The sequence below is a fragment of the uncultured Lactobacillus sp. genome (assembly GCF_945290125.1).
In the GTDB taxonomy this organism is placed as follows: domain Bacteria; phylum Bacillota; class Bacilli; order Lactobacillales; family Lactobacillaceae; genus Lactobacillus; species Lactobacillus rizhaonensis.
This window is the reverse complement of sequence record NZ_CALYQV010000001.1, coordinates 88,195-113,900: the sequence shown is the minus strand read 5'-3', so window position 1 is coordinate 113,900 and position 25,706 is coordinate 88,195. Positions and strand designations below refer to the sequence as shown.

Here is a 25,706-nt window from a genome sequence, read left to right as displayed (position 1 = left end):
CCTGCTCGTGAGCAGTTGTCCCCAGTTATCTGCTACATTAAAAGCATTAAACAAACAGTCAATAATAATAAATAAAGCGATAGACCCCAGAATTGCATACTTAGCTCTTGAACACAGTCTCAAGCCTGGAGTTTAATAGCCCCATTTATTCATCACAACTACTGAAGTGATGACAAAACAAATTAACCCGGTAATTTCAGTTTTATTAAGCATTTGTAGCCAAGAAGGGTAGCTGTACATCGTCAACATTTCCGGAATAAAAACTATTAGACTTAAGAATAATAATAAAGTTATGATTTGCCCAATTACACTATTTATCTTTCCCTAGGACAGTTCTGCCATAGGAACTAGCATATCCAATTCATATAAAGTAAGTGGAATTAACAACCAGATAATGTTCTTATTATTAAAAACTTTGATAAAACCTGCTCCAATTGTGAGAAGTACTAAAAAACATATTTGGATGTTAATGGCTTGAAAATAATGATTGAATTGGACTATTTTTCTTTCACGATGTTTTTCGCGTAGAAGGGCTATTTGTAGAAATACCAGTAAGAACAAAACTGGCAGAACTACCACTGCCACAATTTTACTTTTGGTCAGGGATTTAATTTAAAAAAATAGCACAAGTGCCACAATGATCAGAATCTCTCGCACTATTATTTGCCCTAGATGCCAACGCTTAATTGCTTCTTCAGAAAGCATTTCAAATTCTCCTTAAAATAATTCATCCCTCTTACCGTCTAATATGTGTTCATCAATATTTTCATTAAAGTATACCAGCAAGTCGCGGTCAAAATTATAAGCTAACTTATGTTGGAAAAGTTCTTCCTCAGTCATCCAAGTCAATTCACCCTCCCTTGAGGCTTTGACTGTACCGGTAAATTCAGTTGCTATGTAAAAAAGAACAAGGTAACGGTGATCATTTTCATCATAAAATTGCTTAATACCACATAGACGCGGGTTCTTAATATCCAAATTTGTTTCTTCCTTAACTTCCCGTACTACCGAGTCATGAAAAGATTCATGATCTTCAACATGGCCACCTGGAAAGGTAAGCCCTGGCCAATATGGGTCATTGCGATCTAACACTAATATTTTATTTTTGCTTTTAATCATACACATATTCGTTAAAGTAACTGGTTCAGTTCTATCCATTAAATCAAAAATCTCTTTCTTTTAAATCTTATTTTCAATTATAAAATAGCAATTTGGAAAGAAAAAGAAATTTTTTCTCACTTTTTTGCCAACAAATTTAAATTAGACCAGAAATTTTGTGGCATTTATTAATTTGTTCCATTATACTTGTAATACTGTTTTAAGTTTTAGGAGGATAACATGGCTCTCAAATATGCAAAAAAATGGAAACTTTTTCTTTTTCTAATTATTTCAATTCTTGATTCATTTCAGTCAGTATTTTTAGCTTATCTATTAAAAGTATTCATATCCTTTGCTCAAAAGCCTATGGGAAATTTGGTCGGATTAACTTTATTCGCCATTAGCGGATTAATTATTTTCAGTATAATTGGAATACTTTTTCAGTATTCCTTTTTAAATTTGATCCATGATATTAACATCAAAATCAAAGAGATAACAACTGATCATATCGTTAATATTAATGATCAAGCTAAACTTGATACTTCATTTATGACCAACGACCTTAAACAAATTGAGACTAGTAAAGTTGTTGCCGAATTAAAAATTTTTAATTACATCTTAAAATTTTTGACTGCTATTATCACTGCAGTGATTGCATCCTGGTTTATTTCTTTGATCTTTTTTATTGCAGCAATAATTCCAGCCTTAGTTCAAAATTTTGCCGGTAAAAAAATTTCTGCTAATTCTAAAAAATGGGAAAAAGCAAATAGTAATTATACCGCTACCGTTACGGAAACCATTGACGGTACAACCATTTTTTCTTTATATAATTCAGAAAATTCTATTGCTAAACGCTTAATAAAAAGCGCTCGTGAAATGGAGGACGCCTTACAATCAACGAATTTATCCAAGGGCATTGCAAACGAGTTAACCTCTTTTGCCGCATATTGTTTTGGCATGATTTTTCCATTTAGTGTTGGAGTTTATTTGATAACCATAGGAAATATTACCTTGAGTACTTTTATGATGATTGTGCAGCTATCGAATAATTTTGTGAATCCGATAGTTAATATTTTTATGTGCGTTAATGATATTAAAACAACTACTCCCATTTGGACTAAATTTATAAAAATACAAAAGTACAAAAGACAAGCAAGCGATAATAGTTCAACCCCAGTTTTCAATAATTTGAGTTTAATTAATGCCACAATCCATTTTGATAAGCAAACTATTTTTCAAAATGTAAATTTGGTAATCAAACAGGGCGAAAAAATATTATTACAAGCTCCCTCGGGTTGGGGAAAATCAACCTTGCTCAAAGTCTTGCTAGGAAAATATAAGCTGGATTCAGGCACCTATCTGATAAATGGAGAAAAAGCTAATGGCAATTGGAATAAAGACCATGAACTCTTTGCTTTAATTAATCAACAACCGTTTATTTTAAACGACACGATTGAATACAATATTACTTTAGGGCAAAAGGTTACCAAGCAAGAACTGAATAAAGCGGTTTCTAAAGCTGGCCTTGAAGAACTGATCAGAAAAAAAGGGTATCAGTATCAAGTTGGTCTGGGAGGTAAAAATTTGTCAGGAGGACAAAATCAGCGCATAGAAATTGCTCGCGCACTGCTAAAGCAAAGACAAATTTTGTTAGCAGACGAAGCCACTTCCTCATTGGACATAAAATTGTCTCAAAAAATCCACGCTGCTTTCTTAAAAGAATTTCCCGGAACAGTGATTGAAGTTGCTCATCACATAGCTAAAGACGAGATAAGCATGTTTGACCGCCAGATTGATTTAGAAACTAATAATAAGAGTAACTAAATTCGTTATTTTTTTTTTATCTTATAAAAAGCATTATGCTAAAATTCTATTATAAAGAAAGTAGGATGAAGATGAATTTACGATTAAGTACTTTAGCGCAAATGGTTGATCAAGGAGCCCGTATTGCAGACATTGGGACAGATCACGCTTATCTACCGATCCAATTAGTTAAAGAAGGCAAAGTTGATTATGCTATCGCCAGTGACGTAGCAGCTGGGCCATTAGAAAATGCGGAAAAAGATATTGTTACAGCAGGTCTAAAAAATAAAATTGAAACTCGTATGGGATCAGGTTTGGAAACTATTAGTAAAGAAGACAGAATTGACACAGTAGTAATTGCTGGTATGGGTGGCAAATTAATGACCAATATTTTAAACAAAGCTTGGTCAAAAAATTTTCATTTTGCTACTTTAATTTTGGAGCCTAATGTAGGGGAGCCGGGTGTGCGTGAATGGCTTTCAGCACATAAGTATCAAATTATAAATGAAAAAATAATCGCTGAAGCGGGACATATATATGAACTTATTAAAGCACAAGAGGTAGAAAATACTATCAGTTTAACTGACCGACAAATATTTTTTGGCCCAAAAATTTTAAAAGAAAAAAATCAAGTTTTTTACCAAAAGTGGCGGTATCAGCTTGCATATCACCAAAACTTATTGCTTAATTTAAACAAAGCAAAAGAAAAAGACTTTGCTCATATCCATAAAATTGAAGCTGAAATAAAAATGATTGAGGAAGAAATAAATGATTAAAGTAGAGGATATAGTTGCTGTCTTAAGACAACATTTTCCAGAAGAAATAGCTAGCAAAGGCGATCCAGTTGGTATCCAAATAGGCTCTCTTGAGCAGAATGTTACTAAAATAATGACTACCTTAGATGTTAGACCACAAGTAGTTGATGAAGCAATTCAAAAAGGGGTGAATTTGATTATCAGCCATCATCCCTTGATGTTTCGTCCTGCTCCAAACTTAAACTTTGCTAATCCCCAATACGCTATGTACGGAAAAATAATTGCTCATGGCATTACGGTCTATTCCATTCATACAAATTCAGACAAGGCTGAAGATGGCTCAAGCGACTGGCAAGCTGAAGAGTTGGGTTTGAAAGACGTTGAGCCTTTTTGTCCAGATGATGATGGCATTGCCATAGGACGTAAGGGGAGATTGCTTCAGCCACTTTCTACCAAGGAATTTGCTTATTATGTCAAAGACAAGATGCATGTAAAAATGGTAAGATTAATTACTGCTGATAATCAGCAGACTATTTCTTCAGTTTGTTTTATCTGCGGTGATGGCGGCAAATATTGGCATCAAGCAGTAGAAGAGAATATTGATGCTTTTATTACAGGAGATGTATATTACCACACAGGCCATGATATGATTTCTGCCGGTCTAACAGTAGTTGATCCAGGACACTATACTGAAAAGATTTTTAAAGAAAAAATTTATCAAAAGTTGCTTGAATGGAATAAAGAAAACTCTTGGGATGTCGAAATTACCCAATCTGAAGTATCAACTAGCCCATTTCAAGATCTATTTTAATTAAGGAGATAAGATGGAGTATCCAAATTTATTACCAAGATTTTTAAAATATGTAAAAGTTAATTCACGTTCTGATGAACATTCAGACAGGTTTCCTTCAACAAAACGTCAAGAAGATTTCCAAAAAGAAGTAATTCTACCTGACCTAGAAAAACTAGGCTTATCTGATGTGCATTATAATCAGAAATCAGGCTGTGTCATTGCGGAAATTCCGGCTAATGTAGATTATGATGTACCTGTAATGGGACTTCTAGCGCACTGCGATACTGCAGACTTTAATGCGGAAAATGTTAAACCGCAAGTTCATGAAAATTATGATGGCAAATCAAAAATTAGGCTTGGAAATTCGGCATTTTATTTAGATCCTGCAGAATTTCCGAACTTAAGAAAATATGCTGGCCAAACCATTATTACGGCTTCAGGTGACACCTTATTAGGTGGGGATGATAAATGCGGGGTAGCGGAATTAGTTACATTAGCAGAATATTTGTTAAACCATCCTGAAATTAAACACGGCAAAATTCGCCTTGGTTTTACTCCGGACGAAGAAATTGGCATGGGGGCCCAACATTTTGATATTGATGAATTTGGTGCAGATTTTGCCTTCACAGTAGACGGTGGAGCTCCTGGAAAGTTAGATTGGGGCACTTTCTCCGCAGCTACATTTACTCTGGATATCCAAGGCGTAAATGTACATCCTTCAGTAGCTAAAGATCAGATGATTAATGCTATCCAAGTTGGCATTAACTTCCAAAATCAACTTCCGCAAAACGAAATCCCTGAAAAAACTGCGGGCAGGGAAGGCTTTTATCATCTAACCAATTTTACTGGTACAGTTGATAACGCTCAAATGGAGTACATCGTTCGCGATTTTGAAAGAGATGGTCTGGAAGATCGTAAAAATAAAGTCAAGGCTATTGTTAATCAAATGAACAAGGACTTTGATACTGAGAGAATTAAGCTTAACATGAGAGATCAATACTACAACATGGCCGATATTCTTAAAGATCATATGGAGATTGTTAATTTGGCAAGAAAAGCATATAAGGAAGAGGGCTTAACAATCAATGAAGATCCAGTAAGAGGAGGAACTGATGGTTCACTTCTGACTTATAGAGGCTTACCTTGTCCCGACCTTTTCTCTGGTCAAGAAAACATGCATGGCAGGTTTGAATATACCGTTCTTGAGTCTATGGCAAAAGCAGTAGATGTCATGACAAAAATGGTACAAATGAATGCTACTGCTAATAAATAGTGAAACAAAAACGGCTCTTTTTAAGGCTGTTTATAAAAAAATTAAAAATTACAAGCTTGTTCTGATAAAGGAATTTAAGCTTGTAAAAGGTTAGCAAAATTATGCACAGTTATTAAAAATATGCTAACGAGCACCTAAAATCATTATCAAAAATGGTTTTAGGTGCCTTTTTTATTTTTTGTAATACTAACAGCTAAGATGTGGAACATTTAAATTATTTTAAGACTTTTGATTAAAAATACATTTGCAAAAAAATAAAATTTATTTTATTATACTAGTGTATTACATATGTAGTTCACTAGTATAATAGTTTTTAGTAAGGATGATTAAGAGTGAAAAATATTAATGCATTACAACTGGATAATGTTAGTACATTTGTTGGCAAAACTGTGCTAGTCAAAAATGCTACTTTTGAAGTTAAACCAGGTGAAATAATCGGTTTGATAGGTCCTAATGGGGCTGGGAAAACCACCATTATGAAAACTATCCTGGGTTTAATGAAATTTAAAGGAAAAGTTGTAGTTAATGGGCGAGAAGTTTCTGAAAATGATCATCAGGCTTTAGATAAGGCAGGTGCGTTAATTGAACATCCTGCTATTTACCCATTTCTTACTGGTAAACAAAATTTAACTCTTTATGCCCATGACCAAAAAGATATGGTAAGTTTGATTTCTGATTTACAAATGAGTTCCTATATTAATAATAAGGCTAAAGGGTATTCTCTTGGTATGAAGCAAAAATTAGGAATAGCAATCGCCTTACTAAATCAACCTCAAATTGTAATTCTTGATGAACCAATGAACGGACTGGATATTGAATCAACTATTAGAGTAAGAAAACTAATCAAAAGGTATTCTGACCAAGGAACAGCTTTTTTAATTTCAAGTCACATTTTAAGTGAATTACAAAAAGTAATGACGAGAGTTGTCTTAATCTCTAGGGGACAAATCATATTGAATAAAGAAGTTGCAGAATTTGAAAAAATTAGTCATCAAAAATATCATTTGACTACTGACAACAATAAACTTGCAAAAAAGATTTTTGCTGCTTATCAGATCACGTTTACAGCAAATGAAAACTATTTGATAGTAAGCCAAAAGGATATATACAAAATACAAGATCTGCTTTTTAAAGAAGGAATTCATTTAAAGGAGATGTTGCCTCTTGAGGCCAACCTTGAACAGATTGTAGTTGATATTTTGGCGGAAAAGAGGGGTTAGTTACCATGAATACAAATTTTAAACGGGAAATCTATAAGTTTAGCCATGAAAACATCGCTTTGTATGGTCTGATTGTTCTCATTGTAACAATGACTTACAACTTTTTTACTAAACCTATTACGCGCCAATCCCTTAGCTACGGATTTGGTACAATTGAGTGGATTCCTTTAATTGTTATTACCGTAGCATCTGCAGTTTTCTCAATGGAATACAAGAATAACACGATTATCATGTTGGAGTATAAGACTTCAAGCAAGTATCAAATTTACTTTGCCAAGTTTTGGGTTGTCTTAATCTATAGTTTTTTCTTAACAGTAATCGCATTTCTACTTACTTTGATTTTAAGCATGTTCTTTAATGCTGCCAGGTATGATTGGTTAGTTAACAAAAATGGTAATAATCTTTTAAATGATCTGCTAATTAACTTAGCAGGAGCATTGATTTATTCTTTTTTTAGCATTGGTTTATCTTTTATGCTCATTATGCTAGTTAAAAATAACGCTGTAGTAGTTTGTTTTGGAATTGTACTAGCATTTTTTGGTGCCAGTTTTTCGAGGGGATTAATGCAAAGCTTTCCCAATTTTATAGGCACCATTAAATGGAATTTTTTAAATATGATTTTTATTTCCCAGCAATTATCAAATCCAAGCCTTAGCTTAAAATCGAACTTATCAAGTGTTGAACTAATTATAGCCAATATCGTTTACGGCATAATTTTTGTGGTCTGGGGCTACTATCTATTCAAACATCGACGAGTATAAAGAGAGGAGATAACTAAAATGATTTATAGTATTAAGCAAGAATTATATAAATTAGTACACCGCAAAATTAGCTGGATTGCAGCTCTCATATTATTTTTTCTAATGCTTATTACCGGTTTCGCTTTAGCAGATGAAAGTAAAAAGCTGATTTTAACATTAACTTTTGATTCTTCTGATTTTATAATGTTTATCCTAGTGATCGTAGGTGCCACGTGTTTTTCAATGGAGTTTCAAAATAATACGATTTTGACACTTTTATATAAGTCTTCTAATAAAGTGTATGTTTACTTATCAAAGTATATTGTTTTGTTCATATACGATGTTTTTCTGCATCTGCTAGCTCTTTTTTATACAATTTGCCTGCGTTACACCTTATTTAATTATCAAGTTAATTGGTCAGAACTATATCTATACCATCAGCCTGTGTGGCTAAACATGTTGACCGCTTTACTAATTGATTTAGTTACTACGATGTTAATTATTGCTATTGTCTTTTTACTCTCATGTTTAATTAACAGTAATGCAGTTGTAATTACTGCAAGTTTATTAGTGACGCTCATGGGTCAAAGCATTTCTTCCGACTTAATGAACGGAGGAAAGCTAGTAGGTATTATGAAATGGAATCCCTTTAATATGGTCGATTTAACTAGGCAATATGCTAATTACAGCATGTATGCTTTAACTACCCAACTGAACAATCAAGAGCTTTTAGTAGGTAGTCTAGTCTATATTTTTATTTTTGTGATTGCCGGCTATTTAATCTTTCGGAGAAAAAGATTTTAAACAAATAATTGCATCAGCTTTAAGTTTATTGTAATATTATAGTGTATTATAAATGTAATACAGCTAGAGGGGAAATATGAAGTTTAAAGATGATAGGCCGATATATGTTCAAATCCGAGAAAATTTATGTCGCCAAATAATTACCAGAGAACTTAAACCCAGTCAGAAAATTCCCTCTGTCCGTAATTTAGCAACTCACCTAGTGGTCAACGTGAACACTGTTCAAAAGTCGCTCAGGCAAATGATCATATCGGGGCTTTTAATTACTAAAAGAGGAGAGGGTAATTTTGTGACTAATGATAAAAAATTACTGGAAAAAACTAAAAGAGACATTATCATATCTGAACAAAGTAAATTTGTGCAGAATATGAAAGCCTTAGGAGTTTCAGCGAGAAAACTTAATTTAATTTTAACTGAACACTTAAAGTAGGGAGTAAAAAATGGAAAATCTATTGGAAATAAGAGATTTAACTTACAAGAAAAATTTAAAAACAATTTTGGATAACATCAATTTAAATTTACAACCGGGAAAAATTGTAGCCCTTCTAGGTGAGAATGGTGCCGGGAAAACAACTTTAATGCGCATCATCAGTGGTATGGCCAAAAACTACCACGGTACAGTTACTATTTCAGGTAAGAACAATGTTGCAGAAAGAAAAGCACAACTCTCATTTACTGATGGATTAACTGGTTTTGCTAATTCAACGAAAATCAAAGAAATTGTCAAATTTTATGAGATCATCTATCAAGATTTTGATCAAAATCAATTTGAACAGTTGCGTCAGTTCATGAAATTAGATTCAGAGATGCGTTTATCTGAAATGTCCAAAGGAATGAAAGAAAAGTTAGTCATTGCCCTGGCATTTTCGCGCAAAGTTGACCTTTATTTATTAGATGAGCCCTTTTCGGGGATAGATGCCATGGCGCGCAAAAAAATAATTAATTCGATCATTTTATGGAAACCGGAAAATTCAACGATTCTTGTTTCAGATCATTTTGTCAACGAAATAGCCAGTATGCTTGATGAAATCGTCATTATTAAAGACAAAACCATTTACACGCACAAATCAACCGAGGAGATTCGCGAACATCATAAAAGTGTTGAAGATTATTATGAAGGTTTATACGATGCGGAGGAGGAATAATGAACGTTTTCAATCATTTGTTTGAAAAGTTACTGCAGAAAAAAGCCAAAAATGTTTATCTTTTAGTTATTCTGCAATTCATTAGTTCTCTAGCTTCAGCATTCTTTACTTATTTTAGTTTTTATTCTGGCAGATTTCACTTTAATTCGCACGATAATCTCGAATTTTTACCAGGATGGATGGCACTGTTTGCATCATTAACTTTCTTGTTCGGACCGATTTTGTTCATTTTAACTGTAGTTGAAAATGAACGGTTAAATAGAAATCAAACATGGCGTTTAGCACCAATCAGTGATGGCAAGTTTTATGTTGCCAATATTTTAAGTTCATTTGTTTCGTTGATTTATTTTGTGCTCTTAGATGTGTTAATTGCAATTTGTTTTTTATTTTTATCAATATTTACTAATTCTAAATTTGGCAAAAATTTACAGTTTGAAGTTGATTTAAACAGTACTGCAATTTTTGATTTTATTGGCATTATGTTACTGCTAATTCTTACTTGTCTTTTTCTTTATTTTTTGGTTAGTTTTCTTAACTTTTCCAGTCAAGCAATCTTAGACTTTTTACCACATGCATCAAGTCATATTCTAATTTCTTTCGTGCGCATATTTATAATTATCGCCTTGGTAGGATTACTAGTTAGGCTCTATAGTGTCTTTGCAAACTATATTATCAATATACTTTTACTAAGATCTACTGGTCTTGCGGGATTGGAATCCGTGGTATTAATGATGTTTATCATTGATTTAATAATACTTGGCATTAACGTCTTCTTAATCAATCACTTTTTTGAAGCAGGAGAGAGGTAAACCTAATACTGTTTCAATATTTTCATAGTAGAAGGGAAAAGCATGACATCTTTTAAAAATTTATTTCGTAGATTCTTTGTAGAAAAAGCCAAGAAAGTTTATTCATTTTTAATTATTCAAATAGTTGGTGCTTTAGCATTTTCTATTTTTGGGCTACTGATTGGTACAGGTGAGTTCGGTGAATTTTTAAATCTTTATTCCGAGCTTTTACCTGATTGGCTAATGGACTTTTGTCTATTGAGTGTCTTTTTTATCATTTTCTTTTTTATTTATATGGCTGTCAAAAATGAGCGGATTAATCGCAGTCAAACTTGGCGTTTAACTGCAATCACTGATGAAAAATTTTATATTGCTAATAGTTTAAGTTCATTTATAACTTCTATCTATTTCATTATTCTTAACATTATTGTTGCAGGCATCTTACTATTTGTTTCATTTTTTATGGACAAGGCTTTTCGTAATTCATGTGAAAGAATGTTTAGGCAATTTAGACCAAATTTTGAACTGAATACAATTCGTTTAATTTTTGATATCATGTTACTCTTACTTTTATGTTGCTTTTTCATTTCGTTATTGATCAGCTTTTTAAATTTTTCCAGTAAAGCCATCATGGATTATCTTCCCATAGCTTCAAGTGGGTTAATTGTCAAAATATTACATATTTTTATTGTTATCATAATAGCCTGGTTTTTTACGAAAGTAGAAAAAATTTTTGTAGACCAAGTTTTAGGCAGCCTTTTGAATTTTTTAAACTTAAATCCGGCTTATAACAACACTTTACCCTATCTTAATCTAATTGTTGTAGTTGTTAATCTAATAGTGTTTGTTATTAATATCTTTTTATTTAAGCATTTCTTTGAAGCAGAGTAAAAAATAGAGGCATAATACCAATTTTATATGAGTGACAATTTGGCATCGAGCAAAATTAAAAAATAAGGAGTTCAAAATGGCAGAATTTAGCAGGTTATTTAATCGATTATTTAAAATTAAAGCAAAAAAATTACACGTATTACTTTTTTTCCAGATAATTGCAGCTCTCGCATGTGCTTTTTTTACTTATTATGAAGTGATAAATTGGCATATCCGCAAAAATCCCCAAAATAATGTCGGAATTATACCGGAATGGGCTATATACTTTGTCTTCTTGGCCTTTTTTGTCATCTTTTTCGTTTATTTTATTACGCCATTAAAGAGCGAGAAATTTAACCGCAGTCAAACCTGGCGCTTAGCTGCAATAAGCGACGGTCAATTTTATCTAGATAACGTATTAAGCACATTCGTATCTTTCATTTACTTTATTGTACTTGAATTCGTTGCTGCAATAATACTCCTATTTTTATCATATTTGACCGACAAGCCTGTTGTATACTTTTTCCGCGATTTATTAAAAAGCATTCAACGCAATCTTGACATTAATGTATTCTGGATAATACTTGGTACGATCGTTTTAGCTATTTTAAGTTGTTTCTTTTTATATTTTGTTATCAGTTTCTTTAATTTTGCCAGCCGAGCAATACTAGATTTTGTTCCTGCAAACATTAATGGAGCAGTTGTGAAAGTATTACACATAGTCATAATCTTCGGATTAATCTGGTTCTTCTTTAAAATCCAAAATATCTTTGTTTACAAAGTTCTTTTATCAGTTATTCATCCGACTAATTATGGACTTAATTTCTCTAGTAGTTTACCTTTTGCAATTTTGGCAAATGCAATTTGTGATCTTATTTTATTAGGCAGCAACATTTTCCTAATAAATCATTTTTATGAAGCAACTGAACATAAGTAGGGTTTACCATTAACAAGTAAAAACTTACCAAATATTTACAAATAGTAGTTTAACTACAATAATTAAAAGGTTTGCGGAAAAAATCAATCTAGTTTATGATAGTGTATTATGGGTGTATTACAGCCAAAGGATGGTGGACATGTGGAATTTAAAGATAACATTCCCATTTACTTACAAATTAAGCAATACTTATATCGACAAATAATTACCGGTAAATTAAAGCCAGGTAAAAAAATCCCTTCTGTACGTGAACTGGCAGTGCAACTCACTGTTAATGTCAACACGGTGCAACGTGCTTTACAACAGATGAATTTTGAAGGTATTTTGTACACCAAGAGGGGAGAAGGTAATTTTGTCACTGAAGATACTACTTTACTTGATAAAACAAAAAGGGAACTAATTAATGCGGAACTAGATAAGTTTGTACATAGTATGAATTCTTTAGGAGTATCTGACGAACAAATTCTCAAATCTTTATCTGAATATCTTAAAAAGGAGCGTGAATAATGGCAAACCCTTTAGAAATAACCGATTTGGTTTACAAAAAGAACCAGAAAAAAATAATTACTGATTTAAATTTAACACTCAAACCGGGAAAAATTGTCGCTCTTTTGGGCGAAAACGGTGCAGGTAAAACCACATTGATGAGAATTATCAGCGGAGTTGCCAAAAATTACCAAGGCACGGTAAAAGTTGCAGGTTTTGCTAAGGAGTCTGAAAGAAAAGACCATCTTTCTTTTACTGACGGTTTAACTGGATTTTCCCACTCCGTCAAAGTTAATGAAATCGTCAAGTTTTACCAAATTCTATACCATGATTTTAGTCTAAAGCAATTTGAGCAGTTAAGAAAATTCATGAATTTAGATTCTGACTTACGCTTATCTGAAATGTCCAAAGGAATGAAAGAAAAGCTGATAATTGCTCTAACTTTTTCCAGGAAAACGGACTTGTATCTTCTGGATGAGCCCTTTTCCGGAATTGATGCTATGGCTCGTAAAAAAATTATCAAATCGATCATCTTATGGAAGCAGGAAAAGTCTACTATTTTAATTTCTGATCATTTTGTCAATGAGATTGCGGCGGTTCTCGATGAAGTTGTCATTATCAAAAATAAGACAATTTGTATGCAAAAGTCTACTGAAGAAATTAGAGCGGATAACCAAACAGTAGAAGATTTTTATGAAAGCTTTTACCAGAGAGAGGAGGAGGAATAATGGCAATTTTTAATCGTTATTTTACTGTACTCTTTAGGTTAAAAACTAAATGGATTTCTCTTCTGTTAATTATCCAGACTGTTGCCTCATTTGCTATGACTTTTTTCAATTTTAATAACGGCCACGTTTATATCAACAGACAAATTTTTTCTAACTTTTTTACATTATGGCTAGCTATTTTTATTGTACAAGCATTGCTTTTTATAGGCATATTTTATTTAACTACTTGTTTTCAAAATGAACGCGTAAGTGGTAACCAGACTTGGCGCTTAATACCAATTGATGATAAAAAACTCTACTTTGATAATATTTTAAGCTCATTTGCTGCCTTGCTTTTCTTTGCGATATTGGAAATTATCTGCACGTTAATTTTAAGTGCTGTAACTTTCACTTTTGATGGTCAGTTTCATAGCTCTATAATCGAAATGTTTGCTGATATTGGAAGGCATTTGCAACAAGTTGATCTGGAAATTATGTTTGATTTCTTTGGTGCACTTATGATGGTCATTCTTTGCGCGTTTTTGGGTTACTTCATAATTAGTTTTTTAAATTACTCTAGTCGTGCACTTTTAGACTTTCTGCCGCAAGCATTGAGTAAAATTTATGTTCGCGTCATTTCAGTTTTCATAATTATTTTGGTTGCCTGGCTTATGATCAAGGCAAATGACGTTGGCCTAAAAATAATTTCTTTTCCATTTAAATTTATGTTTGGCGAAACATCTGGTACAAATGATGATTTGGCTTTAGCATTATTATTAATGCTTCTTATTAATATATTATTTTGGTTTTTTGATACAATTCTTTTCAGTAAGTTTTTTGAAGCAAGAGAAGGCAAATAAAAAATTCGCATACTAAAAGGCGCTAAAATTTTTTAGCGTCTTTTTAACAGCCAAAAAAGGCCCATAAGACAAACAACAAAAATGTCAATCCAAATAAAAGACAAAAGACAATGAAAGCCAAAGCAGCAATGTTCTTTGCTACTAGGCTTTGGTTTTTTCTTGAAATAATAAACGCTATTAAACTGATCAAAAGCAAGATAATTCCTATAATTATTCCTATGACTAACATTTTTCTCAAATTACCAAAAATAAAAGCCTGCAATTATCCAAGATGAACTGCAGGCTATACTTATAACTAACTTTTCAATGATTCGCAGCAAGGTAATCATACAGCTGATTGATTTCTTCAGGAGTAAATTCACCTTCACCAGTTTTCATCGCATGAATCTTTTCAACTGACAAATGACTAGCAAAAGCTAAATCCGTATCAGTAACATGATGTTTGACTTGAAAGTCAATAATTGCATCAGATAATCCCTCTAACTGCTGATTCATATTAAATTCTCCTTTACAATTTATTTTAACGGAAAAATACTAAAATTCAATGAAAATTAAACTTAAAAACCTTGAATTTTATTAAATGGCCAATATCTGAATTTGACTTTGCCAATCAGATTCTGTCTTTTAACAGGTCCAAAAATATGCGAATCTTTAGATATATCGCGGTGATCACCCATTACCCAATAATAACCCTTAGGGACTTTATAAGTAAAATTGGTCGTATACGTCTGTCCTTGAGCATTATTAGCTTTTTTAAAGTGATTTTCTAGATAAGGCTCAGGTAAGAGCTTACCATTGACGTACATCTTATCATTTTTGGAAACCAGCTTATCACCCGGTAATCCAATTATGCGCTTGATATAGTAGGCTCCTGGCAAATCATTTGCGGCTTTAGGGGCTAACAATACAACTACATCATTGCGCTTAGGTTTGAAATGGCGTACAGCGATTAAGCGGTCATTATCTTCAAAGGTTGGTTGCATTGATGGCCCTGAAACTCTATCATTAGAAAGTACGAAATGGAATAAAACAAAGAAAACTCCTAAAATTACTGCCATCATTATAACGACATCAAGAATAAATTTACCTAAGCTTTCTTCCTCTTCGTCTTGGTTTTTTGTAACTTTTTTTGCCATAAAATATTCTCCTTTTTCATGTTACTCTTTATTATAACTGAAATCTGGTCGTTTGAATGTTAAAATCATTATAGGTATTTGATAATGACAGATTTTTTAAGTAAAATTAACCAATTGGATGCCAAACTTAATATCGAGTCTGTGCATCAACAAGTAGTGGAAATAAATAATATTGTTGCTACCATTAAGCAAAAGCAGGTTTTAAAAAAAGCGCCCAAAAAGCTGGGTTTCCTACCCGATATTGCTGAAGAAATTTGCAGCAACCATTTTCATTCTAAAGATCAGCTAGATGATTTCAAAACAATTAATCAGTTGCTAAATAATACCCGGCAATTTTTAGCAATTAAGTTTGGCTTATGGTCAATTCCGAATCTAGAAACTGCTCAAACAATTAAAGATCAGCTAAAAATTTACAAAGGTTTGGAAATAATGGCAGGTAACGGCTATTGGAGCAAAGCATTGTCTCAAGTTGGCGTCAAAATGACTGCTACGGATAATTTAGATTGGTCAAGGACTTCAAATACTGGAGCCCAAGCATTTGTGTCTGTTGGTAATTATGACGCTGTAACAGCTGTCAAGCAATTTAATGATGTCGATTTAATAATTTGCTCTTGGGCGCCTAACTTTGGCAACAGTGATGAAAAAGTCGTTGCTACTTGGCAAAAATTCAATTCTGCTAAACATCTACTGTTTGTAGGTGAAAGAAATGGTGTGACCAATTCCGTAGCATTTTGGCAAAAGGAGTCATTTCTTCATACAAAGAAACTAAAGCTAATCAATCAGATATTTACAAGTTTTGATTTTATTGATGAACAAATTTTTGAGATAGCACATGAGATTTAAAAAAACAATTTTAGTTATTATTATATTTTTATCGTTTCTGGGAATTGGCAGTATGCTGTCAAATGTTCAGTCACGAGAAGCGGATCAACTACTTGAAGCCTATGGTCTAAGTAATAATACTCGTTACATTGAAATTAAGAATAAGCAAAATGTCAGATTCTTTTTGATATACCTACAAAAAGCATATCCCCACAACAAAATTCAAGTTCATATGACTAGCAAATCCAAGAAAAATCAAACTTTGGTATGGTCAAATCATGATGTATTAAATCTACCGACAGAAGCAGGCAGATATTTTACCAAAGACGACTTTAAAGGTCAGGTTTCTTTTGCTGTACTGGGATTAAATGCGAAAGTCCCTACCTATGAGGCGCAAGGAAACGAATATGTTTATTTGAATAAGAAATATTATACAGTTGTAGGTACCTTAAAACATTATCGCCAAATGAAGCAAGATAGTTATTATCTTACTACTAGTCCTAACCAGCCAACTGGAAAATTCAAATTACATAATTATCAAATTGTAATAGATAGTTCAAATAAAGTAATTCGACAAATTGCCAAACATTATGGGGTAAAAGCTAAAGTACCACTGTTTGTTAAAAGTCATCAAATACATCAGTTTTCAATCATTAGAGAAATTTTATTTATCATAATCTTTTTGTTAATTGCCTCATTCAGCAATTTAGTTTTAGCTTTTATAGATTGGAAAACAGTTAAATTAACTCACTTAAAGGGTAACTTGCTGCGTAATTGGTTAATAAATCATGGTATCAGAATCTTATTGATTGAAGTATTAGTAACTATATGTGCATATTTTTTCTTGATGTGGCGAACTTTTCTATCTAAGCCGCAGCATCTAATTTGGCTCCTTACAGCCTGCTGGATCATCATTTCAGTTTTATATAGCTTATGCATTTTGCATTTATTACGAAAGGATCAAAATAATGCCTAAACTGCCTGAGGATTTTAAAGAAAAATATATTAGGTTATTAGGAAAAAGTAGAGCAGAAGAATTTTTCGACTCAATAAATGATAGACCCAAAAGTGCGTTTCGCATTAATTCATTAAAAGAAAACTACTGTGTATCTTATGAACAAGAAAAAGAAGTTTCGGGTGTATCCAAAGCCTATTACGGGAAAATTAATGGTCAAGATCCAGCCTGGGTAAGTGGAGCTGTTTATTCACAGGAACCCACGGCAATGTTTCCAGCATTATTTCTAAAAGCATGTCCCGGACAAAAAATCCTTGATTTATGTGCTGCACCTGGCGGTAAAAGCACTGCAATCAGCGAACAGCTAAAAGGTGAAGGACTCTTAGTCGCAAATGAAATTTCACATAGCAGAGCAAAAGTATTACGGGAAAATCTTGAACGGTGGGGTACAACAAATTCTTTAATTGTAAGCGAAAAGCCAGAAAAATTGGCACAGTGTTTCCCCCATTATTTTGATAAAATTTTAGTTGATGCGCCTTGTAGTGGCGAGGGCATGTTTCGTAAGAATCCTCAAGCTATTGATTACTGGTCACAAAATTACGTCCTGCTTTGTCAAAAACGGCAAAAGGAAATCTTAAATGCGGCAGTCAAAATGTTAAAGCCAGAAGGAGAAATAGTCTATTCAACCTGCACATATTCTCCAGAGGAAAATGAACAAATAGTTTCGTGGCTAACCAAAAAATTTAATTTAACTATTATGCCACTAGACATAAAAACACGCTCTATTGATCATGGACATCCTGAATGGGCTGACAATAACCCTGATCTCATTAAGACAGTACGATTTTGGCCTACGGCTGAACTAGGTGAAGGGCAATTTGCTGCAAAACTAAAATTATCGCCCCAAGTGGAGGTTCAAGGCAAAATATCGACAAATCAAAAAGCGAAGAAAAAAAGTAAGTTTCAAAAAGAATCTCTAAACAAAGCCGAAATTCAATTAATAGCAGAAGTATTAGATAAATTTAATTTGCCAGCTGCAATAAAAAATTGGCGGTTAAATAGTCAAGTACATAATAATCACGCTTTTATACCCGCATTAACAATTAGTGCAAATCTTCATTTGCAGATATTATCAAATGGGGTTGAGCTAGGCTTGCTAAAGAAAAACCGTTTTGAGCCTAGCCACCAACTAGCTATGGTTTTAGCAGAAGAAAAGCAAAATAGGGTACTTGAACTAAGCAATGAAAACTACTTAAAACACTTACACGGTGAAGCATTAAGAACGGAATCTAACGAAACGGGTTTTGTTTTAGTCAGTTACCAAAATTTTATTCTAGGTTTTGGTAAAATCAGCAATCACATTATTAAAAATTATTACCCTAAGGGACTACGAGTTTAATAGAAAGAATAAAGAATGATTAAACTAATCGCCACAGATATGGACGGAACTTGGTTAACAGATCAGAAAACATATGATCAGAAATTGTTTTTGCAAGAATTTCAGATTATGCAAAAAAAAGGAATTAAGTTTGTTGTTGCTAGCGGAAATCAGTTTGAAAATTTATATTCGCGATTTCCACAAGTGGCCAATCAGCTTTACTACATAGCGGATAATGGAGCACTAGTAGCACAAGGTAAGCAGGTTATTCACGTTGATTGTCTTTCTGAAAGGGACTGGCGGACTATTATGAAGATAATGCAGGAAAACCAGGAAAAGGTTACAGTTTCGGGTCTTGCCAGTGCTTATATTTTAAGAAAAGATGGACCTGAGTATGCTAAAGAACTAAAAAAGTACTATGAAAAACTAACAGTTGTTGAGAATTTTAATGATCTTGATGATCAAATTTTCAAGGTTACGTTTGATGTTCCTGAAAATAAAATGCCACATCTTTTAGAAACATTAAGACGTAATTATCCTGAAATTGACTTTGTTTCTGGCTCTTCTTCATCTATAGATATGTCAACAAAAGGTATGAATAAGGCAAAGGGCTTACAGTTTTTAAGTAGTAAATTCAAAATTAATCCTAAAGAAATGGTAACTTTTGGTGATAGCGGCAATGATGTGGGGATGCTAAAATATGCTGGTACCAGTTATGCCACAGGAACTGCACTTCCCGTGGCTAAGAAGGCTGCTACTCACATTATAGGCTCAAGCAACGACAGCGCTGTTCAAAAAGAAATATGGCGTTTGTTAAACTAAAAAGGTCAAAAAAATAAGCATAAATTTACAATTATGCTTATTTTTTATGCTTTAGTATGAAATTCAACTTTAAAACAATATTTTACATTGCTAAAGAATATTGCATTTAATATTCGAATATTTGATTATTAATTAACTCGGTTTTTAGAAGTACCTGTTTTAATAACTTTTAGAGTTGAATCTAGTCCACTATAAATCATATTTTTGACAGATTCATCTGTATAGTATGCGCAATGAGGTGTATATGTTATTTTTGAGTGATGTAATAATTTGTTAAAATCATTATCTTTAATTTCTTTATTTGGATAAGTACCAGGTACATAAGTTGCTTCTTTTTCATACACATCTAATGCAGCAGCTGCCAGTTTATTTTCATCCAGTGCACTAATCAGATCTTCGATATTAATTAAACTTCCTCGTCCTGCATTGATTAAATATGAGTCTTTTTCCATTTTATTAAACATATCTTTATCAAACAAATGATAGTTCTCATCAGTAGCTGGCATATGTAAAGTGACTATATCAGCGTCTTTAATTGCCGATTGAACGTTTTTTTTATAGGTAATGATATCAGAAACATTATCTTTAGGATATGGATCATAGCCTACTACAGTACAACCAAAATTTTTAAAAAGTTTGGCAGCCTGTAATCCAATTCTTCCTACTCCAATTACTGCCACAGTCATATTACCTAATACACGCCCGCGAACTTCTGGAACCCACCGAAAATCATGTTTTGCCACGTGATCTGCTAGTAACTTTTGTTTACGAACTAATTGTAAAGCAGACATTATTGTAAATTCCGCAATCGATTCGGGGGAGTAACTTGGAACATTAGTAATTATAATCCCATTTTCTTCAGCCTTTTTTAAGTCAAAATAATCAAAGCCAGCTGTTCTTTGAGATAATTGCTTAATGCCATATTCTTTTAGCTTATGATAAATAGCAGAATTAAATTTTGCTATTTCAGCTATTGAAACGCCATCATATCCCTTAACTTTATTAACATTATTAATAGTTAGGTTTTCACTTGTCATAGTAACTTCAACATTATTTTTTTAGACCATTCTTGTACAAATGGTGCACGTTCCTGAGTAACGCCAAAACAATAAATACGTGTCATAAAAATCTCCTTAACTTAAATTTATTTTATAATCGGAATATTTTAAAAGTTTAAATACTGATACACTCAACCAATGTGCTAGCAATGAAAGAATGATCGGTATTATCGCGTAAACTAATATAAGAATAATTAAGTTTACAATAAAACTATTTTTTAGGTAGCCGAAAGCAACAATTGGTCCTACTAATCCCGCAAAGCCAAGACCAGCTGATCCTGGGGTACCCTGGATATTAAATATTTGAGCCATTGCTCCCATTATTCCACTCACGAAAATTATAGGAAGCGCCATCTGCAATTTTCTGAAAAAAGCTGGCATCATAGTTTTAATTCCACCTAACATCAACGCTAAGGTAGTACCAGCATCATTTTTAGCTCTGTAAGAACCGATTGTTGCGAAAACTACTACACCAACCAGTCCTAGATTAGCTGCGCCTGAACCAAGGCCTGTTAAATTAATTGCAAATGCAACGGCCACAACTGAAATAGGAGTTAAAATCATTAAGGCAAATAAGATTGCAATTAATATACTCATTAGAAGGGGGTTCAATTTAGTTGCATCATAAACGATTTTACCAACAAAACTGGTAATTTTTGAAATTACCGGAAGCGTTATCAATCCAATTGCACCTGCGCCCATTCCAACAATAACTGGATATGCAATTGTGGCAAGTGCTTGGACTTTATTTTGGATTAAGAGTACTAAAAATACTGCTATTCCTGCAGTCAGCATTGCATTAATTGTATCGCCAATACCAGTAACTTTCCAAATATTGCTAGTTTGAACCAAAGCACCACTACCAACATAGGAGGCAGCACCAACTGATAATAACTGAATAGCGGTTAATTTAAATTTAAATCCTACGCCGATCCCGACCAGCACTGGCATTAAGTACTGAATAATTTGGACGATATGATATAGTTGCTTAAAACCACTCCAAAATCCGCTTAAACTTAAAAATATTTGACTAAAAATGGCATTAGGAATAACAGCAACCAGTATTCCGACTGTTGCTCCATTAACGACATTAATGATAAAGTTCATAAGCGAGTGGTCTGTTTTATTATTTTTATTCATTTAACCACACTTTTACTACAAAAATAAATCGTTACATTTTTCACAAATGATTCTAAAAAATAATGGAACGCGTTCCACAATTGAAATATAACTCATCTTAAATAAAAAAGCAACTAGTGTGGTAAAATTTATATAAACAATGAGTTGAGGAATATGACAATTTTGACTAAAAAAAATCCCACAATAAAAAATATAATTGATACTTTTAGAATTTTAGATTTAATAAATCAAGATAAAAAAATTGGTCTTAACTATATAGTTGCTAAGTTGGAATTACCGAAGACAACGGCTTTTAGAATACTAAAAACTCTTGAAAAAATTGACATTGTTAGAAAAACTGAAACCAATGATTATGTTTTAGGATACCATTTAATAAATTATAATCAGATTGAATTTTTAGATGACGAATTAGTCGATGTAGTTAAACCTCATCTTACGAACATTCGTAACGTTACAGGTGAATGCACGAACCTAGGAATGAAATATGATGGTAAACTATTTATACCTCTAAGAATACATGGTGAACCATACCAATTACAAGTAATGCTCCCTCCAATAGGTGAATTATACTGTTCAGCTATGGGAAAAATATTTATGACAGAATACAGTAACGCAGAATTACTTAATTATTTTAAAAACGTCAAACAAAGAACAGTTAACACAATTACAAACTATAAAGACTTTATTAAATATAAAAATGAGTTTTCAAAAAGTGGGATTTCAATAGATAATGAAGAATATGAATATGGGATGTCTTGTTATGCAATCCCAATTTATAAAGCAAACAAAAAGGTTTTATGTTGTATAAGTGTTACAGGACCAACTAGTAGATTAAATCACAAAGGTACGGATTTAATAATTACTACATTAAAAAAAGAAGCAAGTTTTATTCAAAGAGATATTCAACATTTAAATTTGTAACTTTATTGGATAATTTTTAGAAATTAAAAACCACAAATAACTGACTTATGTAAGACTATAGTTATTTGTGGTTATTTTTACAAGAATCTATAACAGCTGATCAATGACTGTTTTCAACGGTAAATCATAATATTTTTTAATCTCGTTTAACTTTGTTAAATCATTTTGACCATAAATTGCTAGCAGATTAGCAAGTTCTTGTTGCCATTGTAAAATAAGATTTTGCAAATAATTAACATCATGTTTGATTAACGCTTGCAAAAAAACATTGGAAATACCATCAGCTTTTCCGCCTAGACATAACCCCTTAAAAACGTCTAAAGGATTACGCACACCACCTGAGACAATAAAATCAACTTGCTGTTTAGCAGCCATTAAGCCTGAAATGACAGTGGGTAAGCCGATATCACTCAGATAAGAAACATCATTGGCATTACGAACATTTTCTATCTGGGCAAAATTTGTGCCGCCGCTGCCAGCAACATCGAAAACTTTAAAGCCTTCATTTTTCAACAAATGAATTGTTCTTTCATCTAGACCAAAGCCGACTTCTTTAATAATAATTGGTACTGTTACTTTTTGACGTAATTCTTTTAAATTATTTAGCCAATAGAAATCACGGTCTCCTTCAGGCATGGCAATTTCTTGCACCGCGTTCAAGTGAACTTGGAGAGCGTCAGCATTTAATTCTGTAACTATTTTTTGTGCTTGTTTGGCCGATGTTTTAGCATTTACATTTGCAATTAAAACACCAGCTGGATCTTGCTGGCGTGCAATCAAAAAGCTGTCACTAAGAGAAGGCTCCTTAGTCAAAATACTAGCAGAGCCGAGTGCCAGAGCAATATTAGTTTTAGCGGCAACTTGTCCCAATTGCTTATTAATCAAATAGGATTTATGAGAACCGCCGGTCATTGCATTAATAAAAAAGGGGGCTGCCACTTTTTTGCCAAACATTGTGGTTTGTATGGCTTTTATACTTACTTCAGTTTCTGGCAAAGCCGGCCGCACCAAATGCATCTGATCAAAACTATTTTGTTTATTGTCTTGATAAAATCTTTGTGCTAAAACTAAATGTTCTTCTTTACGATTAGATCTAAGTGACATGGTTTTCCTCTAGTCTGCAACCCGAATTTGGTGGACGCGAAAGTCTAGCGGCATTATACCGTTTTGGCGCCATTTATCTTCGAGATAAGCAGTATCCGTATTTGCATCAGCGATTACAATACCGCAATCGCCATTACCAGCACCGGAAGTTTTAGCAGCTCCTCCAAATGACTCGGCGATATTAATGAGTTGGGAAAGTCGCGGAATTTCAATTGCAATTTGATTTATTTGCGCAAAATGTTGCAACAATTTGCGGTTAACTCGAATTTGCTTTTTTATTAACTGAATATCTTGTTGTTCAAATCCGGCAATCATCTTTAGTACACATTTACGCGAAAGCCTGAGAAATTCTTGATATTGTCCGTTTAAGGCAGCCTTATTGGCATTAGTTTCATCAACGAGCCGGGAAGTGGATGCAGGCTTTTGACTCCAGCCAATCATTAATTTTAAGCCAGCAGGTGGAGTTAAAAGTTGTATCTTCAAACCGGGCCAGGCTTCATTGACCACTTCAGATAATGTTTTATGTGCCAGTTCATTAGCAAGCCATTGTTTATCAAAAGTCTGATAAGCAATCCAGCCACCAAAAACACTGGCTGCAATATCACCAGCCGAGCCATTTCCTTGAACTGAGTAATGAGAAATGGCTGATAATTTATAAACTAATTCATTACTAAAAGCAACGTTATAAAAACGCAATATTGCTTTGACAGTGGCTACTGTAACTGCAGCACTAGAACCTAAACCATATTTTTTGCCATCTGAAGAATCAAGATCTGAATTAACATATAAATCATAGACTTTCATCTTGATTTTTTGTTCCAAGCAAAAACGCTCCGTGTAAGAAATTGCGGCCAAAATATATTCAAATGGATTATCGCGGTTATCAATAACCATTTTTGCTCCATGCCTAACCCAGTGAATGGAGCTTTGAGAATATTGTTTAGAGTGGATTAAACCTGTTTTTGATTTTGACTTAATGATTGACACACGAATAAATTGGTTAACAGCTACTAGAATTGCAGGACAATCTTGTTCTAGTACTGCGTACTCGCCAGCTATGTATAATTTTCCGGGTGCTTGTTCTGTTATCAAAAGAATTTAATCTCCTAATCAATTAATTTACATTAACTAGTTCAGACATGAAATACCTGGACCAAAACTTGCATTTATTATGTTAACATTATGGAATTCGGATACAAACCTCTTAGTAATATCTTTTACATTTTTTAATTGACTTAAGATTTTTATATTAGGTCCGGCATCTATCGTGAAGTAACATTCTATACCTTGGCTACGCAAATCAGCTACTAATTTGATTGCTTTAATAGTTGCGGGCTCAAAATATGTAAAACCCGGTTGAGCAGTTAGATTAACAGCATGCATTTCACAGGCATTTAATTCTGCTAAGCTGCCTAGTTTTGAAAAATCATTTGCTTTGATAGCAGAAACCATCTGCGCCAACTCAGCTTGATTACGCTCAAGCCATGGCCTGAAAAAAGGTGAAGTTTGTGCTTGCTCCATTCCCTGAGTAGAGGAGAGGTCTTTAGGATTTTTATCAAGTTCAACCACTAGTAATTGTAAATCCATTTTGGGCTTTTCATCTAAAGCATAAGCATAGGAAGATTCATTATCAATACCTTTTTGCCAAATCGCAAAGCCACCAAAAATTGACCTGCTGGCTGAACCTGAGCCTAAACGAGCCAGACGGGAAAGTTCAACTGCTGATAAACTAATACCATAGTGAACGCAAAAGGCTCCTGCTAATGCTGCAAAAGCTGAACTGGAAGAGGCCAAGCCTGCGGCCGTCGGAACATGATTAACTGACTCAACTTTTAAATTACCCTTAACGTCGAACTTTTCTTGTAACCGCTTTAAAAAAGAAAAAACCCTTTGGTAACTTGGTCCGCTCTGTTCAACACCATTTAACCAAAACTGGTTTTTAGGATCAGCATAAACTTTAGTATCAGTATAAAATTGATCCAGTGTCATAGACAAACTGGACATTAGTGGTAAACGCAGACTTTGGTTTGCTTTACCCCAATATTTTATTAAGGCAATATTGGTATGAGCACGAACTGTTTTTTCCATAAA

The 25,706-nt window shown here is 33.2% G+C and carries 27 protein-coding genes and 1 pseudogene; 20 read left to right on the top strand and 8 right to left on the bottom strand.

Annotation, left to right across the window (positions count from 1 at the left end; all coding sequences use genetic code 11):
• Window positions 1-717 precede the first annotated feature (717 nt).
• Window positions 718-1,158, bottom strand: coding sequence for an 8-oxo-dGTP diphosphatase (locus tag Q0K80_RS00520; RefSeq protein WP_294601718.1), 441 nt, complete (start codon window positions 1,156-1,158; stop codon window positions 718-720).
• Window positions 1,159-1,338: 180 nt separating this feature from the next.
• On the opposite strand from Q0K80_RS00520, the gene Q0K80_RS00515 reads away from it, so the two are divergent.
• The 15 genes from Q0K80_RS00515 to Q0K80_RS00445 all read left to right on the top strand — a co-directional run bounded on the left by Q0K80_RS00515 (window position 1,339) and on the right by Q0K80_RS00445 (window position 14,279).
• The gene (locus Q0K80_RS00515; RefSeq protein WP_294601717.1) at window positions 1,339-2,922 is read left to right on the top strand and encodes an ABC transporter ATP-binding protein; all 1,584 of its coding nucleotides are present in this window, start codon (window positions 1,339-1,341) and stop codon (window positions 2,920-2,922) included.
• A 71-nt stretch (window positions 2,923-2,993) separates the two neighbouring features.
• A complete protein-coding gene (locus Q0K80_RS00510) occupies window positions 2,994-3,677 on the top strand; it encodes a class I SAM-dependent methyltransferase (RefSeq protein ID WP_294601716.1) in 684 nt (227 codons plus the stop codon).
• Window positions 3,670-4,467: a Nif3-like dinuclear metal center hexameric protein gene (locus Q0K80_RS00505; RefSeq protein ID WP_294601715.1), complete on the top strand. Its 798-nt coding sequence runs from the start codon at window positions 3,670-3,672 to the stop codon at window positions 4,465-4,467. The genes Q0K80_RS00510 and Q0K80_RS00505 overlap by 8 nt, the downstream gene beginning before the upstream one ends.
• A 13-nt stretch (window positions 4,468-4,480) precedes the next feature.
• The gene (gene pepT / locus Q0K80_RS00500) at window positions 4,481-5,722 is read left to right on the top strand and encodes a peptidase T (RefSeq protein WP_294601714.1); all 1,242 of its coding nucleotides are present in this window, start codon (window positions 4,481-4,483) and stop codon (window positions 5,720-5,722) included.
• Between the two features lie 332 nt (window positions 5,723-6,054).
• Window positions 6,055-6,942: an ABC transporter ATP-binding protein gene (locus Q0K80_RS00495; protein ID WP_294601713.1), complete on the top strand. Its 888-nt coding sequence runs from the start codon at window positions 6,055-6,057 to the stop codon at window positions 6,940-6,942.
• 5 nt (window positions 6,943-6,947) lie between these two features.
• On the top strand, window positions 6,948-7,703 hold the full coding sequence (locus tag Q0K80_RS00490) for an ABC transporter permease (protein WP_294601712.1): 756 nt from the start codon (window positions 6,948-6,950) through the stop codon (window positions 7,701-7,703).
• An 18-nt stretch (window positions 7,704-7,721) separates the two neighbouring features.
• Window positions 7,722-8,486 carry an ABC transporter permease gene (locus Q0K80_RS00485; RefSeq protein ID WP_294601711.1) on the top strand — a complete coding sequence of 255 codons (765 nt, stop codon included), beginning with the start codon at window positions 7,722-7,724 and terminating at the stop codon, window positions 8,484-8,486.
• A 76-nt stretch (window positions 8,487-8,562) separates the two neighbouring features.
• Complete coding sequence (locus Q0K80_RS00480; protein WP_294601710.1) at window positions 8,563-8,916, top strand: GntR family transcriptional regulator; 354 nt, start codon at window positions 8,563-8,565, stop codon at window positions 8,914-8,916.
• 10 nt (window positions 8,917-8,926) lie between these two features.
• Entirely contained in the window at window positions 8,927-9,631 is a 705-nt protein-coding gene (locus Q0K80_RS00475) for an ATP-binding cassette domain-containing protein (protein WP_294601709.1), read from the top strand.
• A complete protein-coding gene (locus Q0K80_RS00470; RefSeq protein ID WP_294601708.1) occupies window positions 9,631-10,440 on the top strand; it encodes a hypothetical protein in 810 nt (269 codons plus the stop codon). The genes Q0K80_RS00475 and Q0K80_RS00470 overlap by 1 nt, the downstream gene beginning before the upstream one ends.
• A gap of 42 nt (window positions 10,441-10,482) precedes the next feature.
• Window positions 10,483-11,310, top strand: a complete 828-nt coding sequence (locus Q0K80_RS00465) for a hypothetical protein (RefSeq protein ID WP_294601707.1) — start codon at window positions 10,483-10,485, stop codon at window positions 11,308-11,310.
• A 76-nt stretch (window positions 11,311-11,386) separates the two neighbouring features.
• Window positions 11,387-12,226 (top strand): hypothetical protein, encoded by an 840-nt coding sequence (locus tag Q0K80_RS00460; RefSeq protein WP_294601706.1) that lies wholly within the window; start codon window positions 11,387-11,389, stop codon window positions 12,224-12,226.
• Window positions 12,227-12,367: 141 nt separating this feature from the next.
• The gene (locus Q0K80_RS00455; protein ID WP_294601705.1) at window positions 12,368-12,733 is read left to right on the top strand and encodes a GntR family transcriptional regulator; all 366 of its coding nucleotides are present in this window, start codon (window positions 12,368-12,370) and stop codon (window positions 12,731-12,733) included.
• On the top strand, window positions 12,733-13,440 hold the full coding sequence (locus Q0K80_RS00450; RefSeq protein WP_294601704.1) for an ATP-binding cassette domain-containing protein: 708 nt from the start codon (window positions 12,733-12,735) through the stop codon (window positions 13,438-13,440). Before Q0K80_RS00455 ends, Q0K80_RS00450 begins: the two co-directional genes overlap by 1 nt.
• Window positions 13,440-14,279: a hypothetical protein gene (locus Q0K80_RS00445; protein WP_294601703.1), complete on the top strand. Its 840-nt coding sequence runs from the start codon at window positions 13,440-13,442 to the stop codon at window positions 14,277-14,279. Before Q0K80_RS00450 ends, Q0K80_RS00445 begins: the two co-directional genes overlap by 1 nt.
• Window positions 14,280-14,582: 303 nt before the next feature.
• Here Q0K80_RS00445 and Q0K80_RS00440 read toward each other — a convergent pair whose 3' ends face one another.
• Window positions 14,583-14,774 (bottom strand): LBP_cg2779 family protein, encoded by a 192-nt coding sequence (locus tag Q0K80_RS00440; protein WP_294601702.1) that lies wholly within the window; start codon window positions 14,772-14,774, stop codon window positions 14,583-14,585.
• A 62-nt stretch (window positions 14,775-14,836) separates the two neighbouring features.
• Window positions 14,837-15,415 carry a signal peptidase I gene (gene lepB, locus Q0K80_RS00435; protein ID WP_294601701.1) on the bottom strand — a complete coding sequence of 193 codons (579 nt, stop codon included), beginning with the start codon at window positions 15,413-15,415 and terminating at the stop codon, window positions 14,837-14,839.
• Window positions 15,416-15,499: 84 nt separating this feature from the next.
• Between lepB and Q0K80_RS00430 the strand changes: the two genes are divergently transcribed.
• The 4 genes from Q0K80_RS00430 to Q0K80_RS00415 are packed head-to-tail and all read left to right on the top strand — an operon-like array spanning window position 15,500 to window position 19,392.
• Entirely contained in the window at window positions 15,500-16,258 is a 759-nt protein-coding gene (locus Q0K80_RS00430) for an SAM-dependent methyltransferase (RefSeq protein WP_294601699.1), read from the top strand.
• The gene (locus Q0K80_RS00425) at window positions 16,248-17,213 is read left to right on the top strand and encodes a hypothetical protein (protein WP_294601697.1); all 966 of its coding nucleotides are present in this window, start codon (window positions 16,248-16,250) and stop codon (window positions 17,211-17,213) included. Before Q0K80_RS00430 ends, Q0K80_RS00425 begins: the two co-directional genes overlap by 11 nt.
• Window positions 17,206-18,591, top strand: coding sequence for an RsmF rRNA methyltransferase first C-terminal domain-containing protein (locus Q0K80_RS00420; protein WP_294601695.1), 1,386 nt, complete (start codon window positions 17,206-17,208; stop codon window positions 18,589-18,591). Before Q0K80_RS00425 ends, Q0K80_RS00420 begins: the two co-directional genes overlap by 8 nt.
• A 15-nt stretch (window positions 18,592-18,606) precedes the next feature.
• A complete protein-coding gene (locus Q0K80_RS00415) occupies window positions 18,607-19,392 on the top strand; it encodes an HAD family hydrolase (RefSeq protein ID WP_294601693.1) in 786 nt (261 codons plus the stop codon).
• Between the two features lie 128 nt (window positions 19,393-19,520).
• Here the strand turns inward: Q0K80_RS00415 and Q0K80_RS00410 are convergent.
• Both Q0K80_RS00410 and Q0K80_RS00405 read right to left on the bottom strand, forming a co-directional pair.
• Window positions 19,521-20,515: pseudogene (locus tag Q0K80_RS00410) on the bottom strand (D-2-hydroxyacid dehydrogenase).
• Window positions 20,516-20,525: 10 nt separating this feature from the next.
• Window positions 20,526-21,590: a PTS sugar transporter subunit IIC gene (locus Q0K80_RS00405; protein WP_294601689.1), complete on the bottom strand. Its 1,065-nt coding sequence runs from the start codon at window positions 21,588-21,590 to the stop codon at window positions 20,526-20,528.
• 153 nt (window positions 21,591-21,743) lie between these two features.
• Between Q0K80_RS00405 and Q0K80_RS00400 the strand changes: the two genes are divergently transcribed.
• Window positions 21,744-22,511 (top strand): IclR family transcriptional regulator C-terminal domain-containing protein, encoded by a 768-nt coding sequence (locus tag Q0K80_RS00400; RefSeq protein WP_294601687.1) that lies wholly within the window; start codon window positions 21,744-21,746, stop codon window positions 22,509-22,511.
• Between the two features lie 87 nt (window positions 22,512-22,598).
• Here Q0K80_RS00400 and fni read toward each other — a convergent pair whose 3' ends face one another.
• From fni to mvaD, 3 genes are read right to left on the bottom strand one after another with little or no spacing between them, the layout of a single operon-like run.
• Window positions 22,599-23,615: a type 2 isopentenyl-diphosphate Delta-isomerase gene (gene fni / locus Q0K80_RS00395; RefSeq protein ID WP_294601686.1), complete on the bottom strand. Its 1,017-nt coding sequence runs from the start codon at window positions 23,613-23,615 to the stop codon at window positions 22,599-22,601.
• A 9-nt stretch (window positions 23,616-23,624) separates the two neighbouring features.
• Complete coding sequence (locus Q0K80_RS00390) at window positions 23,625-24,707, bottom strand: phosphomevalonate kinase (RefSeq protein ID WP_294601684.1); 1,083 nt, start codon at window positions 24,705-24,707, stop codon at window positions 23,625-23,627.
• A 36-nt stretch (window positions 24,708-24,743) separates the two neighbouring features.
• On the bottom strand, window positions 24,744-25,703 hold the full coding sequence (mvaD, locus tag Q0K80_RS00385; protein ID WP_294601682.1) for a diphosphomevalonate decarboxylase: 960 nt from the start codon (window positions 25,701-25,703) through the stop codon (window positions 24,744-24,746).
• Window positions 25,704-25,706: the final 3 nt, after the last annotated feature.

Bases quoted from the DNA above. Each gene is read 5' to 3' on its own strand.
- Q0K80_RS00520 (WP_294601718.1), bottom strand. From the start codon at position 1,158: ATGGATAGAACTGAACCAGTTACTTTAACGAATATGTGTATGATTAAA.
- Q0K80_RS00515 (WP_294601717.1), top strand. From the start codon at position 1,339: ATGGCTCTCAAATATGCAAAAAAATGGAAACTTTTTCTTTTTCTAATT.
- Q0K80_RS00510 (WP_294601716.1), top strand. From the start codon at position 2,994: ATGAATTTACGATTAAGTACTTTAGCGCAAATGGTTGATCAAGGAGCC.
- Q0K80_RS00505 (WP_294601715.1), top strand. From the start codon at position 3,670: ATGATTAAAGTAGAGGATATAGTTGCTGTCTTAAGACAACATTTTCCA.
- pepT (WP_294601714.1), top strand. From the start codon at position 4,481: ATGGAGTATCCAAATTTATTACCAAGATTTTTAAAATATGTAAAAGTT.
- Q0K80_RS00490 (WP_294601712.1), top strand. From the start codon at position 6,948: ATGAATACAAATTTTAAACGGGAAATCTATAAGTTTAGCCATGAAAAC.
- Q0K80_RS00485 (WP_294601711.1), top strand. From the start codon at position 7,722: ATGATTTATAGTATTAAGCAAGAATTATATAAATTAGTACACCGCAAA.
- Q0K80_RS00480 (WP_294601710.1), top strand. From the start codon at position 8,563: ATGAAGTTTAAAGATGATAGGCCGATATATGTTCAAATCCGAGAAAAT.
- Q0K80_RS00475 (WP_294601709.1), top strand. From the start codon at position 8,927: ATGGAAAATCTATTGGAAATAAGAGATTTAACTTACAAGAAAAATTTA.
- Q0K80_RS00470 (WP_294601708.1), top strand. From the start codon at position 9,631: ATGAACGTTTTCAATCATTTGTTTGAAAAGTTACTGCAGAAAAAAGCC.
- Q0K80_RS00465 (WP_294601707.1), top strand. From the start codon at position 10,483: ATGACATCTTTTAAAAATTTATTTCGTAGATTCTTTGTAGAAAAAGCC.
- Q0K80_RS00460 (WP_294601706.1), top strand. From the start codon at position 11,387: ATGGCAGAATTTAGCAGGTTATTTAATCGATTATTTAAAATTAAAGCA.
- Q0K80_RS00450 (WP_294601704.1), top strand. From the start codon at position 12,733: ATGGCAAACCCTTTAGAAATAACCGATTTGGTTTACAAAAAGAACCAG.
- Q0K80_RS00445 (WP_294601703.1), top strand. From the start codon at position 13,440: ATGGCAATTTTTAATCGTTATTTTACTGTACTCTTTAGGTTAAAAACT.
- Q0K80_RS00440 (WP_294601702.1), bottom strand. From the start codon at position 14,774: ATGAATCAGCAGTTAGAGGGATTATCTGATGCAATTATTGACTTTCAA.
- lepB (WP_294601701.1), bottom strand. From the start codon at position 15,415: ATGGCAAAAAAAGTTACAAAAAACCAAGACGAAGAGGAAGAAAGCTTA.
- Q0K80_RS00430 (WP_294601699.1), top strand. From the start codon at position 15,500: ATGACAGATTTTTTAAGTAAAATTAACCAATTGGATGCCAAACTTAAT.
- Q0K80_RS00425 (WP_294601697.1), top strand. From the start codon at position 16,248: ATGAGATTTAAAAAAACAATTTTAGTTATTATTATATTTTTATCGTTT.
- Q0K80_RS00420 (WP_294601695.1), top strand. From the start codon at position 17,206: ATGCCTAAACTGCCTGAGGATTTTAAAGAAAAATATATTAGGTTATTA.
- Q0K80_RS00415 (WP_294601693.1), top strand. From the start codon at position 18,607: ATGATTAAACTAATCGCCACAGATATGGACGGAACTTGGTTAACAGAT.
- Q0K80_RS00405 (WP_294601689.1), bottom strand. From the start codon at position 21,590: ATGAATAAAAATAATAAAACAGACCACTCGCTTATGAACTTTATCATT.
- Q0K80_RS00400 (WP_294601687.1), top strand. From the start codon at position 21,744: ATGACAATTTTGACTAAAAAAAATCCCACAATAAAAAATATAATTGAT.
- fni (WP_294601686.1), bottom strand. From the start codon at position 23,615: ATGTCACTTAGATCTAATCGTAAAGAAGAACATTTAGTTTTAGCACAA.
- mvaD (WP_294601682.1), bottom strand. From the start codon at position 25,703: ATGGAAAAAACAGTTCGTGCTCATACCAATATTGCCTTAATAAAATAT.